Origin of the sequence: Chryseobacterium mulctrae (genome assembly GCF_006175945.1) — a bacterium.
In the GTDB taxonomy this organism is placed as follows: Bacteria; Bacteroidota; Bacteroidia; order Flavobacteriales; family Weeksellaceae; genus Chryseobacterium; species Chryseobacterium mulctrae.
This window is the reverse complement of the sequence record NZ_VAJL01000001.1, coordinates 3,048,621-3,066,053: the sequence shown is the minus strand read 5'-3', so window position 1 is coordinate 3,066,053 and position 17,433 is coordinate 3,048,621. Positions and strand designations below refer to the sequence as shown.

Annotated in this window: 14 protein-coding genes; 12 read left to right on the top strand and 2 right to left on the bottom strand. The window is 33.7% G+C overall.

The genetic code is table 11. The features are described 5' to 3' along the window. Positions 1-85: 85 nt before the first annotated feature. The 11 genes from FDY99_RS14090 to FDY99_RS14040 all read left to right on the top strand — a co-directional run bounded on the left by FDY99_RS14090 (position 86) and on the right by FDY99_RS14040 (position 11,931). On the top strand, positions 86-658 hold the full coding sequence (locus FDY99_RS14090) for a Crp/Fnr family transcriptional regulator (protein ID WP_139422326.1): 573 nt from the start codon (positions 86-88) through the stop codon (positions 656-658). 74 nt (positions 659-732) lie between these two features. Next, complete coding sequence (locus tag FDY99_RS14085; RefSeq protein ID WP_139422325.1) at positions 733-1,539, top strand: alpha/beta hydrolase; 807 nt, start codon at positions 733-735, stop codon at positions 1,537-1,539. Continuing rightward, positions 1,539-2,417: a DMT family transporter gene (locus FDY99_RS14080; protein ID WP_139422323.1), complete on the top strand. Its 879-nt coding sequence runs from the start codon at positions 1,539-1,541 to the stop codon at positions 2,415-2,417. The genes FDY99_RS14085 and FDY99_RS14080 overlap by 1 nt, the downstream gene beginning before the upstream one ends. A 119-nt stretch (positions 2,418-2,536) precedes the next feature. Then, positions 2,537-3,073, top strand: coding sequence for a glycine zipper domain-containing protein (locus FDY99_RS14075; RefSeq protein ID WP_139422321.1), 537 nt, complete (start codon positions 2,537-2,539; stop codon positions 3,071-3,073). 53 nt (positions 3,074-3,126) lie between these two features. Continuing rightward, positions 3,127-4,767, top strand: coding sequence for an LIC_10190 family membrane protein (locus FDY99_RS14070; protein ID WP_394344542.1), 1,641 nt, complete (start codon positions 3,127-3,129; stop codon positions 4,765-4,767). Positions 4,768-4,809: 42 nt separating this feature from the next. Beyond that, positions 4,810-5,880 (top strand): chorismate synthase, encoded by a 1,071-nt coding sequence (gene aroC, locus FDY99_RS14065; protein ID WP_139422317.1) that lies wholly within the window; start codon positions 4,810-4,812, stop codon positions 5,878-5,880. An 18-nt stretch (positions 5,881-5,898) separates the two neighbouring features. Continuing rightward, positions 5,899-6,462 carry a thioredoxin family protein gene (locus FDY99_RS14060; RefSeq protein WP_139422315.1) on the top strand — a complete coding sequence of 188 codons (564 nt, stop codon included), beginning with the start codon at positions 5,899-5,901 and terminating at the stop codon, positions 6,460-6,462. 10 nt (positions 6,463-6,472) lie between these two features. Next, a complete protein-coding gene (locus FDY99_RS14055) occupies positions 6,473-7,012 on the top strand; it encodes a TlpA family protein disulfide reductase (protein WP_139422313.1) in 540 nt (179 codons plus the stop codon). An 82-nt stretch (positions 7,013-7,094) separates the two neighbouring features. Beyond that, positions 7,095-7,436: a YkvA family protein gene (locus FDY99_RS14050; protein WP_074230126.1), complete on the top strand. Its 342-nt coding sequence runs from the start codon at positions 7,095-7,097 to the stop codon at positions 7,434-7,436. A gap of 168 nt (positions 7,437-7,604) precedes the next feature. Next, positions 7,605-8,963, top strand: a complete 1,359-nt coding sequence (pyrF, locus tag FDY99_RS14045; RefSeq protein WP_139422311.1) for an orotidine-5'-phosphate decarboxylase — start codon at positions 7,605-7,607, stop codon at positions 8,961-8,963. Positions 8,964-9,111: 148 nt separating this feature from the next. Further along, on the top strand, positions 9,112-11,931 hold the full coding sequence (locus tag FDY99_RS14040; protein WP_228448800.1) for a gluzincin family metallopeptidase: 2,820 nt from the start codon (positions 9,112-9,114) through the stop codon (positions 11,929-11,931). Positions 11,932-11,984: 53 nt separating this feature from the next. Here FDY99_RS14040 and FDY99_RS14035 read toward each other — a convergent pair whose 3' ends face one another. Then, a complete protein-coding gene (locus FDY99_RS14035; RefSeq protein WP_139422309.1) occupies positions 11,985-12,848 on the bottom strand; it encodes a lamin tail domain-containing protein in 864 nt (287 codons plus the stop codon). 166 nt (positions 12,849-13,014) lie between these two features. Further along, positions 13,015-13,803 (bottom strand): carbohydrate binding domain-containing protein, encoded by a 789-nt coding sequence (locus FDY99_RS14030; protein WP_139422307.1) that lies wholly within the window; start codon positions 13,801-13,803, stop codon positions 13,015-13,017. 186 nt (positions 13,804-13,989) lie between these two features. Between FDY99_RS14030 and FDY99_RS14025 the strand changes: the two genes are divergently transcribed. Beyond that, positions 13,990-17,217 carry a hypothetical protein gene (locus FDY99_RS14025; RefSeq protein WP_228448799.1) on the top strand — a complete coding sequence of 1,076 codons (3,228 nt, stop codon included), beginning with the start codon at positions 13,990-13,992 and terminating at the stop codon, positions 17,215-17,217. The last annotated feature ends 216 nt before the right edge of the window (positions 17,218-17,433 follow it).

Genomic DNA, 17,433 nt, shown 5'->3' with positions numbered 1-17,433 from the left:
GGGTACGCTAGGCACCTATAAGCTTTCCTTTTCAGGAAAGCTTTTTTTATTTTAATTTTTGATATCTAAATTAATATCAATCATAATGAAAGAACTCATCAATCATATCAACACTTATTATCAATTGTCTCCTACAACCATTGAAGCTTTACAACAAATTTTCACTGTAAAAACATTCAAAAAGAATGAGATTATTTTAAGCGCTGGAGACGTGGCAAGATATTATTACTTTGTACAATCTGGCTTGTTGGGATATTATACTATTGGTGAAAATGGTAATATCATTTATAAATTATTTTTCGAGGAAAACAGTTTTTGCGCTTCGACTTCTTCTATTATCCAGGAAAGCGCAAGTGAATTTTCTATTGTCGCGCTTGAAGATTCGGAAGTGATTGTTTATTCTGCAAATACATTCAGAAAGTTGATTGCAGAGCATCACGATTTGGCATTATTCCAAATTGCTTATCTGGAAAAGAATTGGGTAGTAAAAAAAGAACCATTGGAAATCAACCTTAAATCGGAAACGGCAAAACTGCAGTATAAAGAATTATATTCTAATAAAAAACTTTTCAATCGCTTGAAACAGCATCAAATTGCTTCATATCTCGGAATCACACCCACCCAGTTGAGCCGAATTCGTAAAGAATTAAATTTTTAGTTTTATCAACATATGTAAATGCTTTTTATCTTTTTACAGGCGAATTTTGCTTTATAATTTTTAAATCAATTAAGATGAAAACAACATTCATAATTATTCTCCCGTTTATTTCGCTGCCTTTTTCTGCGCAAAAAATCATTTCTGAAAAGATTTACAGCCCAAAAATGAAAAAAGACATCGAAACAGTTATCATTACTCCTGAAATCAGAAAAGGAAAACTCTACAAAACAGTTTACATTCTTCATGGTTACAGTGGAAATCCTAACAGAACTTACAAACAGGATATTCCTGATTTAATTAAAAAATCAGAACAGTTTCAGAACATTTACGTTTTACCTGACGGAAATTTCAACAGTTGGTATGTTGACAGCCCAATTAATAACAAATCGCAATATTCAACATTTATTGGAAAAGAATTGGTCGATTATGTTGATTCTCATTATCCAACAATCAAAGACCGGAAAAGTCGTGGAATTTTAGGCTGGAGCATGGGCGGATTCGGAGCCGTAAATGTTGGACTAAAATATAATCAAACCTTTTCGGTTGTTGGAAGCGTTTGTGGAGCTTTAGATTTGACTTACTTCGGAGAGAATTACAAAAATTATCAGGTTGAAGATGTTCTTGGTGTGTTTGAAAAACTGCCGTCTGAATACTTAGTCAATAACAGAGCAGATAAAATGAAAAATGCCGACCAATATTACATTTTCGACTGCGGAACTGAAGATGAGCAAATGATTGAAATGAATCGAAATCTCCACAAACTCTTGACCAATAAAAGAATTGAGCACTTCTATACTGAATCTTTAGGAAAGCACGACACTGAATATTGGAGTAAAGCTTTATCAAATCAATTGGCACTTTTCGAAAATTATTTTCAGTAATGAAAGACCTTAAATCAATTATATACGTTGCTGTCGGGGCTTGTAGTTACGGCGTTTTGGCAACCATCGTGAAATATGCAAACGATTTGGGAATAAAAACCAGCGCTCTTACTTTTCTTCAGTTTTTTGTTGGATTTTTAGTTTTGGTTTTATTAAATCGTTTCAAAAAGAATACTGAGAAAACAGAGAAAATAAAAAACTCATCAAAAATTAAATTGATAATATGGGGAACTGCTTTAGGATTGACGACAACCTTATATTATCTTTCAATACAGTACATGTCGGTTTCATTAGGAATTATTTTGTTGATGCAGTCGGCTTGGATTAGCTTAATTATTGAAATTTTTATCACAAAAAAAAAGCCTTCATTCCATAAAATTATCAGCGTTGTAATTGCTTTAACAGGAACATTATTGGCAACCAATATTTTCAATCAAAATGTAATTATCGATTTTAGAGGAATTTTATTAGGGGTTGGAGCAGGCCTATCTTACAGTATTGCTATTTTTGCTTCCAGCAATATTGAATCTAAAGTTCCAAGCTCTATAAGAAGTCAGTATCTTGTATTTGGAGGATTGATTTTAATTGTATTATTTTGGAACGTTGATATTATTAAAGACATCAAACTTAGTTCTTTACCGTGGGGAATTTTGATTGCCATTTTCGGAACCATTCTCCCACCGCTTTTGTTCACAAGAGGAATTCCAAAAACCGGAATTGCATTAGCAAATATTATTGCAAGCTTAGAAATTCCTGTTTCTATTCTCTCAGCAATTATTATTCTGAATGAATCCGTTGCCACGATTCAATGGATTGGTGTTTTAATTATTTTAATTGCTGTGGTAAGTATTAAAAAAGTAAATTCAAATGTATCTTAAAGCTAGTGTTCATAGTCAATTGCGATTTTTAACATTTTCTTAACTAAACCTTGGCTTCATAATTGAAATTATCATCACATAGACTTTAAAAGTTTTAATAAAATAGAAAAATTTGAGTTATGAAAAATATAGTTTTAGCAGGTGTAATCTCAATATTTACATTGACCGCCTGTAAGAAGGATGATAATAAAGTGGCCGAAAAAACTTTAGAACAGCAGAAATTAGAATTTCAGGCAAGACAGCTTGATATAGAAAAGCAAAAGCTGGCTATTGAAAGAGAAAGATTTGCTTACGAAGCACAAAAAAGAACCGACAGTATAGCTGAAGTTGAAAAAGCTAAAACAGCTGCTGCATCAAAACCTCAGGTAATAAAAGAAACCAAAACAATATACAGAGATGCGCCATCTTCTTCTAACAACGGAAGTCAGGCAAGCAATTCTTCATCTCAAGGTACTACAGCAGCTAAGAAAAAAGGAATAAGTGAAGCTGCAAAAGGTACTGCAATTGGTGTTGTGAGTGGCGCTGCTTTGGGAGCTATTGTCAATAAGAAAAACCGTGGTGGTGGTGCCGTTGTTGGTGGTATCATCGGGGGTGCAACAGGATATACTTTAGGTAGATCACAGGATAGAAAAAGTGGTCGGGTACAGCCTAAATAATTAAATATTTTCAAAAACATGAAAGATTGCTTATTTTTAAGCAATCTTTTTTTATGCTCCTGATTGTATGCTCTTCAATTTTTCTCATAACAACCTTAATGGGTTGGGGAAAACTGATGGAAAATATTTTTGGGAAAAGCTTAAATGGAATTTCAGGGAAAATTTTAACGGGAATTTTCTCTGTTGGATTAATTTTCACAGTGGCATCATTTTTTATCCCACTGAATTTATATATTGAAATTCCTACAATTTTCATCGGACTCTTCTACTTTTTTAAAGACAAACTTTATCTGGAGTATTTACAGTTATCAAAAAAAATCTCAGTCATTTTAGGAATTTTAGCAACTGTCATTTTATTTTCAGCTTCTTTTTATCCTTTTATTTTAGATCATTTCGGTTATTATGTTCCTACCATAAAATGGCTTACAGAATACGGTTTGGTTAAAGGAATTTCTAATCTTGATTTGATTTTGGGACAAATGTCGGTTTGGCATATTTTCCAAGCAGGATTCAGTAATTTCTCAGATCCTTTTTTAAGGCTTAATGCCGTTTTACTTATTATTTACGGAATTTATATTTTCGAAAATAAAAGCTGGATTCAACTGATTTTTATTCCGGTTTTCCTGATTTTTTCACAATCTCCAAGTCCGGATTTGCCCGCAATTTTATTTTCTTTAATTATTCTGAATGAAATTTTATCCGGAAACAAAAACCTGGCTTTCTTATTTGCATTTTCTGTTTTTACATTTGCAATAAAACCAACCGTTATTTGGCTCCCAATTTTCATTCTGCTCTCTATTTTTGTTTCCGGATTTCAGTATAATAAACTTATTTTAGGCTCACTTGTTTTTCTTTTATTCATCGTAAAAAATATCTGGATATTTGGGTATCCAGTTTTCCCTTTAAAAGTTTTCGATTTGGGAATTTCATGGAAACCCAATCATGAATTATTAAAAGCATCATCAGAATTTGCGATTGTAAAAACTTTTGACGAGCAATATTCTTATGCAGAAATTTTAAAATTCTCATGGTTTGATTACATTAAAAACTGGCTTTTCCTAAATGGAATTAAATCGGTAATCAACATTTCCTTTGTAATAAGTTTAATCGGATTTAATATATTTTCCATTATTAAAAGAAATAAAATCACCAGTTTAATTTGTATTTCTATATTGATAAAAAGTCTTTTAATTTTATCTTTTTCCGCGCAATACCGATTCTTTATTGATGTATTTTTCGTTATATTTTTTATAGTTTTTTTCAACAGTTTAAATAAGAAAAATGCGCTCTTCATTTCTTCGGGTTTAGCTCTCATTTTTATTGGTCTTTTTTCATCTCCAAAAATCGTTCAGCAGTTTATTCCAAGTTTTAAGCTGGGTAGAAATTTGACTCCGTTTGAAAAAACACAACTTTTAAAACCTTCCGATTATGAATACAATCAGTATAATTCTTTCAAAATAGGAGGTCTTAAGTTTAATGTTTCAAAAAAATATACTTTTAGTTTTGACACTCCCACTCCTGCAATTTCAGAAAGCTATGTTTTAGATTATCAGAAATTAGGGATATTTCCGCAACATATTGATAAAAACAATCTAAAAAAAGGATTCATCTGGAAAAAACTGAATCCCGAAGAAAAAAAAGAGCTCGACAAAACAATTGAATTCATCAAAAAGAGTTATCTACAAACCGATTAGTAAAGACTTTATTATCTGAATAAAAAACGGTAATTTTGTACTATGTTCAATACTTTAGGTAATCTTCTCAGCCTAACCACGTTTGGCGAGAGTCACGGCGCTGCTTATGGCGGAATCATCAATAATTTTCCGGCAGGTCTGGAAGTCGATTTTGAAAAAATTCAATATGAGTTGGATCGTAGAAAACCAGGTCAGTCAGCAATCGTTACCCAACGAAAAGAAAGCGACACTGTAAAATTTCTTTCCGGAATTTTCGAAGGAAAAACTACCGGAACTCCTATTGGTTTTATGATTGAAAACGAAAATCAGAAGTCAAAAGACTATGACCATATTGCGAATTCTTATCGTCCGAGTCATGCAGATTTCACTTACGATCAAAAATTTGGCATCAGAGATTATCGCGGCGGCGGAAAATCTTCTGCAAGAGAAACCATCAATTGGGTGGTTGCCGGAGCTTTAGCAAAACAACTTTTAAAGGATATTGAAATTAACGCTTACGTTTCTTCTGTAGGTGAAATTTTCTGTGTAAAACCTTATCAGGATTTAGATTTTTCTAAAACTGAAAGCAATGAAGTACGTTGTCCCGATGCTGAAACTGCAGAAAAAATGATTTCAAAAATTAAAGAGATCAAAAAAGAAGGCAATACAATTGGCGGAACCATTACCTGTGTGATCAAGAATGTTCCTGTAGGAATCGGCGAACCTGTTTTTTCTAAACTTCAGGCTGAATTGGCAAAAGCAATGCTTAACATTAATGCCTGCAAAGGTTTTGAATATGGAAGCGGATTTTGTGGTGCAAAAATGACAGGAAGCGAACATAATGATCAGTTTAACACCGATTTTTCTACAAAATCAAATCTTTCAGGCGGAATTCAGGGCGGAATTTCTAACGGAATGGATATTTATTTCCGGGTAGCTTTTAAACCTGTTGCCACTATTTTAAGACCGCAGGAAAGTGTTGATAAAGACGGAAATGCTGTGACTGTGGAAGGAAAAGGAAGACACGATCCTTGTGTTGTTCCAAGAGCAGTTCCCGTTGTAGAAAGTTTAGCCGCATTTGTTTTAGCTGATTTATTTCTGATCAACAAAACACGAAACACTAATCAATTTTAAATTTAATTTTTAGTAATCATGAAAAATTACTGGGATAAAGCCATATCTTTTGAAGAATATCTTCAGATTGCCAACCAAAGACTTGAAAATCCTCCGACTCCGCAAGATGCCGAATATAAAATGTATTACGAGCTTGGAATTCAGAGAATGGATCGAACGCTTAAAAAATTTGTCATCGATGAAGAGCAAATCAACGAGCTGAAATCTAAAAATTTCAACGGGAAAATTTTAATTATTTCTGAAGCTTGGTGTGGTGATGCAAGCGCTACGGTTCCTGCTTTGGCAAAGTTTTTTGAAGGACATAATGAAGTGAAAATCTTCTTAAGAGACAGCGATAAAAGTCTAATCAATCAGTTCTTAACGAATGGTACAGAATCTATTCCGAAAGTGATTATTTTAGATGAAGACTTCAATGTAAAAAATTCTTGGGGACCTCGTCCGCAATTCGGGCACGAATTATTATTAAAATTTAAAGCTGATCCTGAAGCATATCCAAGAGAGAGTTTTTACAACGATCTGCAGGTATATTATTCAAGAAACAGAGGTAAAGATGCCATTCAGGAAATTTTAGAATTACTATAAAATAAATACTATGAAAAAACTGGCTATTTACGTTGTTGTTATCGTAGTTTTAGGTGTTATTTTTTTAGTTCCCGGAATAAGAAATTATCTTAAAGATCAATTTTTCCCGATCGCTACTATAGAAAATGCAGTACACATCAGTGAAGAAGATTATGATGTAGATTTGCAAGGAATCAATGTTCCAAGTACCAATCTGAAAAACTTTAAAAACAAACCTGTTTTTCTGAATTTTTGGGGAACTTGGTGTCCTCCGTGTAGAAAAGAATGGCCTTCAATTCAAAGATTGTACGACAGAAGAAAAGAAAATGTAGATTTTGTTTTAATTGCAATGAAAGACGAGGAAGCAACCGTAAGAAAATTTTTGAAAGAAAATAATTACACCGTTCCTGTATATATTGCGCAAAGCCCAATCTCTGAAAAGATCCTTCCGAAAGCTTTCCCTACAACCTTTCTTTTAGACAAAAACGGGAGAATTTTAATCAAGGAAGATGCCGCAACTGATTGGGATGCAGAATCTATCCACCAGTTTATTGATAATATTATTAAGTAAACTTTAACTAAAATTTAGATTGAGTTGGTACAAATTTTGCGAATTTTACAGAGTTGAAAATCATTTTAAAACAAACACAAACATGAAATATTCAAAACTCAATCTTGCAAAAGAAGCAATTGCCCATAAAGGCTTCTTAAAAAAAATTCCGGACATGTTCAGAATGGTGAATATGTGGAGAAAAGGTAATTATCCTGTAAAGTCGATGGATCTTATTTTACCATTGGTAGGTCTTCTTTACGTCATCTCTCCTATTGATATCATTCCCGACTTCATTATTGTTGCGGGAGTTCTGGATGATTTGGCAGTTTTATCTTTAGCCATTCCAAAATTAATAAGGGAAGTTGATAAATTTCTTCTTTGGGAAGCTGAACAGAAATACAGTACAAACGGGGCAAAAATAATTGACGCAGAAATCGTTTAAATAATTAACAACATCCTTTCGGGGATGTTTTTTTATGAAGAATGAAATGTAAATTCACTTCATTCTCTATTTTTTTAAGTTTAATTCTTCACTTGTGAAGCAAAATTCACGATTGACAATTGACTTTAACATCAAATCCTTAAATTTGCAAAATCTAATAAAAAATTAATGGAAAGTAAGAAAGAATTCTTTTTGGAATGTTACAAACTGGGCATCATCAAATTTGGAAGATTTACATTAAAAAGCGGTATAGAAAGTCCGTTTTATGTAGATTTAAGACCTTTAGCATCAGATCCTAAAATCTTAAAAAACCTCGCCAATTATTTACTGGAAATGCTTCCGTTAGATAATTTTGATCTGATTTGCGGAGTTCCTTATGCTGCACTTCCAATGGCTACAGCAATGTCTTTGGAAAGCTATATTCCATTAATTATTAAAAGAAAAGAAGCCAAAGAATACGGAACTAAAAAAATGATTGAAGGAATTTACCAGAAAGGACAAAACTGTCTTTTGGTAGAAGATGTGATCACTTCCGGAAAATCTTTGGTAGAAACTATCGCTGAAGTTGAGCAGGAAGATCTGAAAGTTGCCGACATTGTTGTTGTTTTAGACAGAGAACAAGGTGGCAAACAGCTTTTGGAAAGCAAAGGTTTCAGAGTTCACACTTTATTTAACATCTCTGAAGTTTGTACTATTCTACAGGAAGAAGGTGAATTGAGCGATGAGGAAGTAAAAAGAATTCAGGATTTTTTAAAAGGAAATCATATTCAGTTTGAAGAAAAGAAAAGACTTTCTTATCAGGAAAAATTTGAAAATGCACAGCATTCTGTTTCAAAAAAATTATTGGAAACTGCTTTAGCAAAAGAATCTAACTTAATTGCTTCAGCTGATGTAACAACCACTCAGGAATTATTGGAACTTGCTGAAAAACTGGGCCCAAATATTATTGCCTTAAAAACGCATATCGATATTATTTCAGATTTCGATTATCAAAATACAATCGTTCCTTTGAAAGAACTGGCTTCAAAGCACAACTTCTTATTAATGGAAGACAGAAAATTTGCCGACATCGGAAACACACAGGAATTACAGTTCACAAGCGGAGTTTTCAAAATTACAGACTGGGCAGATTTTGTAACATCTCAGGTAATTGGTGGTTTCGAATCTTTAGACTGCTTCAAAAATGTAGGTGTTGTTGCGATTATCGGAATGTCTTCAAAAGGAACTTTAACGACGAACAGCTACAGAGAAGAAGCTTTAAAAGTGGCTTTATCTCATCCTAATGTAATTGGTGGAGTGTCTCAGAATGCACTTCCTGAAGAGATTTTACTGTTTACTCCAGGTGTAAATTTAGCAGACTCAGGTGACGGAAAAGGTCAACAATACAATACTCCGGAACATGTTTTCAAAACGCTTCACACTGACTTCATTATCGTAGGAAGAGGAATTTACAAATCGGAAGATCCTGCAGAAGCTTCTGTTACTTATAAAAATGAAGGCTGGAAAGCTTATCTCGCTTCATTATAAAATAAATAATTTACGATTTGCTCTCATTCATTTGGGAGCAAATTTTATTTTAAAGAACTCCCAAAATATTTATTTTTTAATAAATCTTAACTTAAAATCATAAAGAATTATATCTAAAATAAGCTATATTTGATGCTTTATCAGGACATTGAAAAAGTTTAGTATTGGTCTTTTTTTGATTTGGGGGGTTGTACAGGTTTCTGCACAAAAAGATAGCATTTCCATTCACGCAAAATTATCACAGGACAGAAAAACGCTTGTGGTTAATCAGGAAATTGTATATCATAACCATTCCGACAAGGCGCTGAACAGCATCAAACTTCTCAACTGGATAGCGGCATACAACAAAAGAGGCACTTCTCTAGTTTACAGAAAACTGGAAGACAGGAACAACAGTCTTCACTTTGCAAAACAGGAAGAACTTGGAATAGTTTTAGAATTAAATATAAAAAATTCGGGAAACCAACCTGTTCCGGTAAAAACTATTTCTGACGAGAATTTATTTCTTTCTTTGAATGAAAATTTAGAACCCGGAAAAAGTGTTAAGTTGCAATTGCAGTATAAAATGCAGCTTCCTGATAAAAAATTTACCGGTTACGGGACTTCTGAACAAGACATTGCTTTAAAATATTTCTTTATTGTTCCTGATCATTTTGATGCTGATAATATTTCTAAAAGAGATTATCACGATATCGAAGAATCCGTTAATTTCAACACCTTTTGGTCGGTTGATTTAGATGCTCCTTCAAATTCTTTTATTCAAAGTAATCTTCAGCAGATTCAGCCTAATTTATTTAAAGGATATTTAGATTCAGATCCTGAATTTATTATTTCTAAAAATACTTTTCCCACGATAAAAATCGATACAGAAGATATTAAAACCGAAATAAAATTTGGATACAATATCAGTAAGCAGGAAATTCAGAATCTTGAATTTTACCTTCCTTTGCAATTGAAATTCATCAAAGATAAAATCGGATTTATCCCGGAACAGCTTTTTATTTCGGAAAAATTCAGGGCAAAAGAGGACTTTTTCGGGAATAATGATATTAAATTTTGGAAATTCAGGTTTAAATTGTTTTCGGATGCTGAAAATACCGATTTAGATTATTTCGGAATTATCTCAAAAAAAATTCTTGATGAAAGTATTATCACCGATAAACAGGAAAACCACTGGTTCAAAAATGGTTTAAAATCATATCTCGAAATTCAGTATCTGAAAAAATTCTACGGAGATACAAAACTTCTCGGAAACCTTCCTGAGAATAGTATTTTAGGAGTTAAACCTTTAAAATTATTCCATGCTTCTAGGGTAAAATTACTGGATCGATATGGTTTGGCTTATCAATACATCATGTCGCAGAATCTCGATCAGAAAATTGATGAACCTTTTGCTGTTTTGAGTAATTTTAATGATATGGCGATCAGCAGTTTTGAAACGGGAAGCCTTTTCAGTTATTCTGCCGATAAAATGGGTGAAGAAAAATTTAATCTTCTACTGAAAAATTACATCGCCGAAAATACAGATAAACAGGTTTATCCTGAAGATTTTTTAGATCAATTGGCAAAAGAAGAATCTTCGACATCTTATTTAAAAGGATTTTTGAAACAAAAAAACAGAGTTAATTTCAGGCTTAAAAATTTCAGAGTAAATAACGATTCTCTTAATATTAAAATCGTAAAAAATACAGACGAGGCAATTCCTGTAAGGCTGGAAACTCAAACCAAGAGCGGAGAAAAAACTTCTTACTGGATTGAAACTGCTGAAAATGAAAGGCTGAAAACAGTTAATCTTCCGTCGGAAGATATTTATAAAATTACATTAAATAACGATTACATATTTCCGGAAGCGAATTACCGCGATAATTTTCTTTATACCAAAGGATTATTTTCGAATGCCAAAAAAATTAAATTTAAACTCATTAAAGATATTCCAAATCCTGAGTTTAATGAAATATATCTGAACCCGAGAATACGATTCACCAATACCTATGACAAATTTCTGATTGGTATCAATTTTAAAAACCAATCACTTTTTGATCAGAAATTTTTATATTCATTAACTCCGTCATTCAGTACAGGAACGGGTAAAATGACTGGTTCAGGAGCAGTCTCCTACTCTTTTTTGCCCGCTGAAAGTGTGATTCAGAGATTGACTTTTGGAGTTTCAGGATCATATTTTCATTATGATTATGATTTAGCCTATCAGAAAAACTCATTGTATTCGAATATCAGTTTCAGAAAAAATCCGAGAAGTACGGTAAGCCGTGGTTTAGGAATTTCTTATACTTATTTTGAACGCGATCTGAGTGCAAAAATGATTGCCAATCGTGATTACGACAAGTATAATCTTTGGACGGTTGGTTATGGTTACACCGATAATCAGATGATTCATGAGAAAAGTTTCAGCTTGAGTACACAGGGAATGGAAGATTATAACAAGATTACGGCAGAAGGATTTTACAGATGGGAATTTGCACCAAGGCAAAAGCTTAGCTTAAGACTTTTCGCAGGATATTTTGTAAGAAATGAAACCCGAAACAATACTTTTAATTACGGAATTTCAAGAGTTTCAGATTATTCTTTTTCATACAATCTTTTAGGACAAAGTGCATCGAGCGGAATTTTATCACAACAGTTTATTTTAGCTGATGGTGGCTTTAAATCTTTTCTACCGGGAACGGTGAATCAGTGGATTACTTCTTTCAATGTAGATTCAAGTGTCTGGAAAATTTTCCATGTATACGCAGATGCAGGTTTATATAAAAACAAAAATAATCCGACACAGTTTATTTGGGACAGCGGTGTGAAAGTTCGTTTAATCCCGGATTTTCTTGAAATATATCTTCCAGTGCAATCTTCTTTAGGATTTGAACCAGGTTTTAAAGATTACGGAAAAAGAATACGATATACTTTGATTTTAAATCTGAGCACCATTATTAATGCTGCGAGAAGAGGTTGGTACTAACACAAAAAGAGCTGTCTGATGACAACTCTTTTTATTAAAAATTTTCCAAAAATCTAATCTTTCAAAATCTTCTGAGAAACCGGTTGATTATCTACAAATCCTGTTACGATATAATTACCTTTTTGTAATTCAGCAACATTTAAAGAAACACCATTTTTTACAGAAGCTGTTTTTACCAACTGTCCAGATAATGTGTAAACCTTAATATCTTTCACCTCGGCAGCGAAAATAATCTCATCATTTTTAACCAATGAGTTTTTAATAAACATTGATTTTTTGGAAAGATCAGTTAAATCATTGACCGCTAAAGTTCCGGATGTTGCCTGTGGCGTAGGTAAACTTATTGTAAAATCTACGTTGTTGTTATTGGTATCTCCAGTTGTTCTGGTAATGGAATTTAAAATAGTCGGCGACGGAGCTGCTCCTATACCTTCATATTGGTTAGCCAAACCATACCCTACAAAATCTAAAACATTTGCAGCAGTTGGTCCTGTAACTGCTGTGGCATTACTTGCCAAAGCAACCTTTCCTGAAGTAAGCGCAAGACCAACACCTACCCCAACACTTGGTGAACCGTCTAAATTCAAGAGAACCGTTATGATAAGATTGGGATTCAATAAATTAATGAGCCCTCCTAATCCATCAGAACCTTGCTGAATTAAGTACGTTTGTCCCGGAGTTAAAGTGATATTGGGTAAATTGTTGTACTGGGTAAAAGCTCCTGAGGAAGACGCATATTGAATAGTTGCACCATTTAGGGAAGCTGTAGAGGAACCTATGTTTTTCAATTCTATGAAGTCATTGGTAATGGCAGCTCCTAAAAGCCCGCCACCGGTATAGACTTCATTGATTACAATCTGAGCATTGGAGAATGCTACTATCGAAACAAGTCCGATAAGAGTAAATACTTTTTTCATAATGTGATATTTTGATTGATTCGTAATAATTTATGCAAAATTAATACCATATCAATAATCATATACCACATATTTTGAGTTATTAAAAAAAACTCACTATATAGAACACAAAAAAACCGCCTCAAAGAAGCGGTTTATATGATTAATTTGATTATTAAAAATCTGATTAGTCTTTCAAAATTTTCTGAGAAACAGCTTGGTTGTTTACAGTTCCTGTAACGATATAGTTACCTTCAGCTAATTCAGCAATATTTAAAGTTCCGTTAGCTTTTACAGAAGCTGTTTTTACTAACTGACCTGTTAATGTATACACTTTTACGTCTTTTGCATCTGCTCCGAAAGTAATTTCGTCATTCTTAACGAAAGTGTTTTTAATCATTCTGTATTTTGAAGGTAATACTTCTCCTACTGCTAATGTACCGGTTGTTACAGAAAAATCATCAAAAGCAACAACTGTAGCATTGTTATAAGCACGTACTTGCAATTTCAATGAAACAACATTTGCAGGAGCAACAACAGTTACAGAATGTTGAGTCCAAGCAGTACTTGATGTTAAATAACCATTATTTGGTCCTCTAAGTGGATCGGAAGCTGTAGCAGAATTTTGATAAATTGCTCCACCTGCAGAATCTAAGTAATTTGCCCAGATTCTTGCATCTGTATCATCTCCACTAGCTTTATACCAAAAAGATATTGTGTAAGTAGCCCCTGGAGTTACATTTATATTTTGCTCAAACCCTGTAGTAGCAGTTGGCATATCATATTGCACAGAATTAACCCCTCCGTGTGGAGCTGTAGTAGTAACAGTAGGTAAATAATAAGCCGCACCAGAACCAGGATTAGTTGCCGTCCAACCAGTAGTACCATTTTCAAAACCAGGATTTGTAATTAAGTTTTGTGCATTTGCAAAAGCTGCAACTGCAACAACTCCTAAAATTGTAAAGATCTTTTTCATAACTTAATTTTTTAATTATTAATAATTTACGTAGCAAAATTACGGCATTTTTTCCATTTGGGACAATATTTAGGTTAATTTTCTGTTAATAATGCCAAAACCCGAACTGTTCATATTTTTTAGTTATTTTTACCACTTATTTTAGGAGACTTGCGAAATTCTATTCTGATATTCGTTCTTTTTTTCATGGGCTTATTGCTGAATAATGCTCAAATATTCTCATGGAAAAATCCCAATATCCCCAAAGATTCCATCTCTTCTAAGAATGACAGTATTTTAGCTAAAAAAAAGGACAGCATTCTCGCTTTTAAATTCGGACAGGATATCTTCGCAAAAGACACCATGGATTTTGTGAAAACCAGCAACAGAATTATTGTAGACGAAGCGGTACTCGCAAAAAACGATTCTAAAAGATTTTTAGGCGAATTAAATTCAAAAGGTTCTATTATCCGGGGAATTACTTTTGGTAACAATCAAGGACAGTCTGTTCAAAGCTCGATGGATCTTCAAATTTCCGGCAGACTTTCAAAAGATGTTACGGTATTAGCGAGTATTTCAGATCACAATCTACCGATTCAGGCAGATGGTTATACGCAGACCTTAGAAGAATTCGACAAGATTTATATGCAGCTTAATATTAAGGATAAATCTATTCTTAGAGCCGGACATTTAGATTTGGTTGATTCTAAAAATTATTTCGCCAAATATCAGCGTCGAAGCATGGGTCTTCAGTTTCAGACACAATTTGGAACCGATAATAAAACTTTCGTTGATATTTCAGCGGGTGTGGCACGAAGCGAATTTCACAGAATCCGTTTTCAGGGGATAGAAGGTAATCAGGGACCTTACCGTTTAACAGGGAAAAATGGCGAACAATTTATTACACTGATTTCAGGTTCCGAACAGGTTTTCATCGACGGTATTTTGATGAAGCGTGGGGAAAACCAGGATTATATCATTAATTACAATACAGGGGAAGTTACTTTCACCAGTTTCAGACCGATTTTCCAGCAGAATTTCATTACCATTTCTTTTAATTATGCCAACAGAAATTATTCCCGATATTTATTTACCGGAAAAGTTGAGCATCAAAGAGAAAAATTAAAATTAGGCTTAAACTGGTTTATGGAGAATGATAATAAAAATGCTCCATTGGCTTTAAATTTATCGAAAGAAGACGAACAGATTTTAGCAGACGCCGGAAATGATTTAAACTTAATGTATGCGCCTTCCGGTGTTGTTGCAGAATACGATGTCAACAAAATTCTTTACAGTCTCGTTCTGAATCCTAACGGAAATTATTATCAGTTTTCTACAGATGCCGCGCAAACTTTATATCAGGTTTCGTTCACCTATTTTGGAGCTAACTTGGGAGATTACAAATTAACACAAACCACCAATAACGGAAGGGTTTTTGAATATGTCGGTCCTAATTTGGGAGATTACCGTGCAGTAAGAAAACTTCCGTCCCCGCAAAAAGCTCAGGTGTATACTTTCAACTCTGAATATTTGCTGAAAGATGGTAAAATCGGAGCCGATATTTCGATGAGTAATTACGACATCAACTTATTTTCTTCAAAAGATTCTGATCAAAATTTGGGATATGCTGCAAGAATTTTTGGGAATAAAACATTTACTAAAAACAGCTGGAAAGGAACACCAAGCTTTGAATATCAATACATCGATAAGCAATTCCATATTTTAGACCGTATCAACGATGTAGAATTTTCACGTGACTTCAACTTAGCTCAGGAATTTAACCGATTAACACAAAACCGTTTTATTTTCAGCTTTCTAAATAAGTGGAATAATAAATCGACCTTAAATTACCGTATCAACTATCTTGATGAGCAGGATTCTTATAAAGGAACGAAAAACGACCTTGACTTGAACTGGATCAAAGGAAAATTCAATACAAAAGGTAACTTATCTTACCTTAACACCAATGCCACCCTTCAAGACACAAAATTCATCCGTGGAGGAGCCGGAACCGAGTACACCGGTAAAAAAGGAAGTTGGGCAGTTGGAGGAAGTATGGAACACAATGAAAAGAAATACAACGACACTCAATTGATGGATGTCACGAGTTTCAGCTGGAGAGAGCTTTTCGTTCAGAAAAAAATCGGAGACAGCACAAGAACGAAGCTTTTAGCCAAAATGTACATGCGAGAAAATGACTCGGTACGTGACAACAGTCTTCAGAATACGAACAGGATTTTAGGTTTCATGGCAGAAAGCCAAATCATTAAAACTGAAAAAACAACTTTAAATGCGTTGCTTCATTACAGAAAATTCTTCTATAAAGATGACATTGTAGATGTAAATCAGAATAAAGATTTTGTGGTTGGGAATATTTTGTACAACCAACAATTATTCAAAAACGGAATGCGACTTCAGGCATTTTACGAATTAGGAAACGGACAGGAAGCACAAAGAGAGTTTCAATACATCAAAGTGACAGACGGGCAAGGAATTTATAAGTGGACCGATTACAACGGCGACGGAATACAGCAGCTCGACGAATTTGAAATTGCAGAATACTCCGATTTGGCACAATACATAAGAATTTACACCAATTCGGTGCGTTATATTCCTTCCAATAAAAACAAACTACAGTTGGCTTTATTTGTCAATCCATCGGTTGTTTTCAATTCGGAAAATAAATTTTTAAAACGCTGGAATTTCAACATCTCATTAAACTCTCAGAATTCATTCTATAAAAAAGATAAAGTTTTGGTTTTAAATCCTTTTGAAAAAGGCGAAAATCAGATTCTTAAAAATCAGAATATTTTGATGTCGGCACAGTTCAACCCTACCGAAAAATCAGGCTGGAACGGAAATTACCGTTTTATACAGAACGACAATCTTATTAATGCAAACTTCAGTAACGAAGAGCGAAATCAAACTTCCCATTTTGTGAATATCGGATATTGGTTTAATAAAGAATTCAGAGTCGATTGGGAAAACTCCGTTCACGATTTAAAAAATTCATCACAATTATTTGCAACAAGAGATTACAGGCTGAATAATTTTGAGACAAAGCCAAAAGCCACTTATAAATTCACAGACGCTATTCAGGCAGAATTCTCATCGGCTTACCGTGAAAAACAGAGAAAAGACGGCGAAGAATTACTGAAAGCATTCGATATCACAGGAACGATTCAGTGGGAACGCAAAAAAACATCAATCAGAGGAAACTTCTCATTCATCAACAACGATTTTACAGGAAATAGCTTCAGTATTGTAGGAAACCAAATGCTTGATGGTTTAAAGCCTGGAAAAAACCAGGTTTGGAGTGTTTTTATTCAGCAGGCGATCAATTCTTTCTTACAACTGAATTTAAACTATGAAGGGCGAAATTCCGGTGAAAGAACCATCCACATCGGAAGTATGCAGGTAAAAGCCAGTTTTTAGGAGCTTTTTCCAGCTCTCCACTCTATCTTTTTTCCCCAGCTAATTCCTCACAACAAAAAAGGATGCCGTTGCGATCTGGGCTATTTTTCAAGAAATTCAGATTAGTAAATCCCTTTAACAAACTTACAAAACCTTGATGACCAAAAACAAAAAAGCCTTGAAAATCGAGTGATTAACAAGGCTTTTTGTAGTCAAAGATGAACAGATTTCGAAACA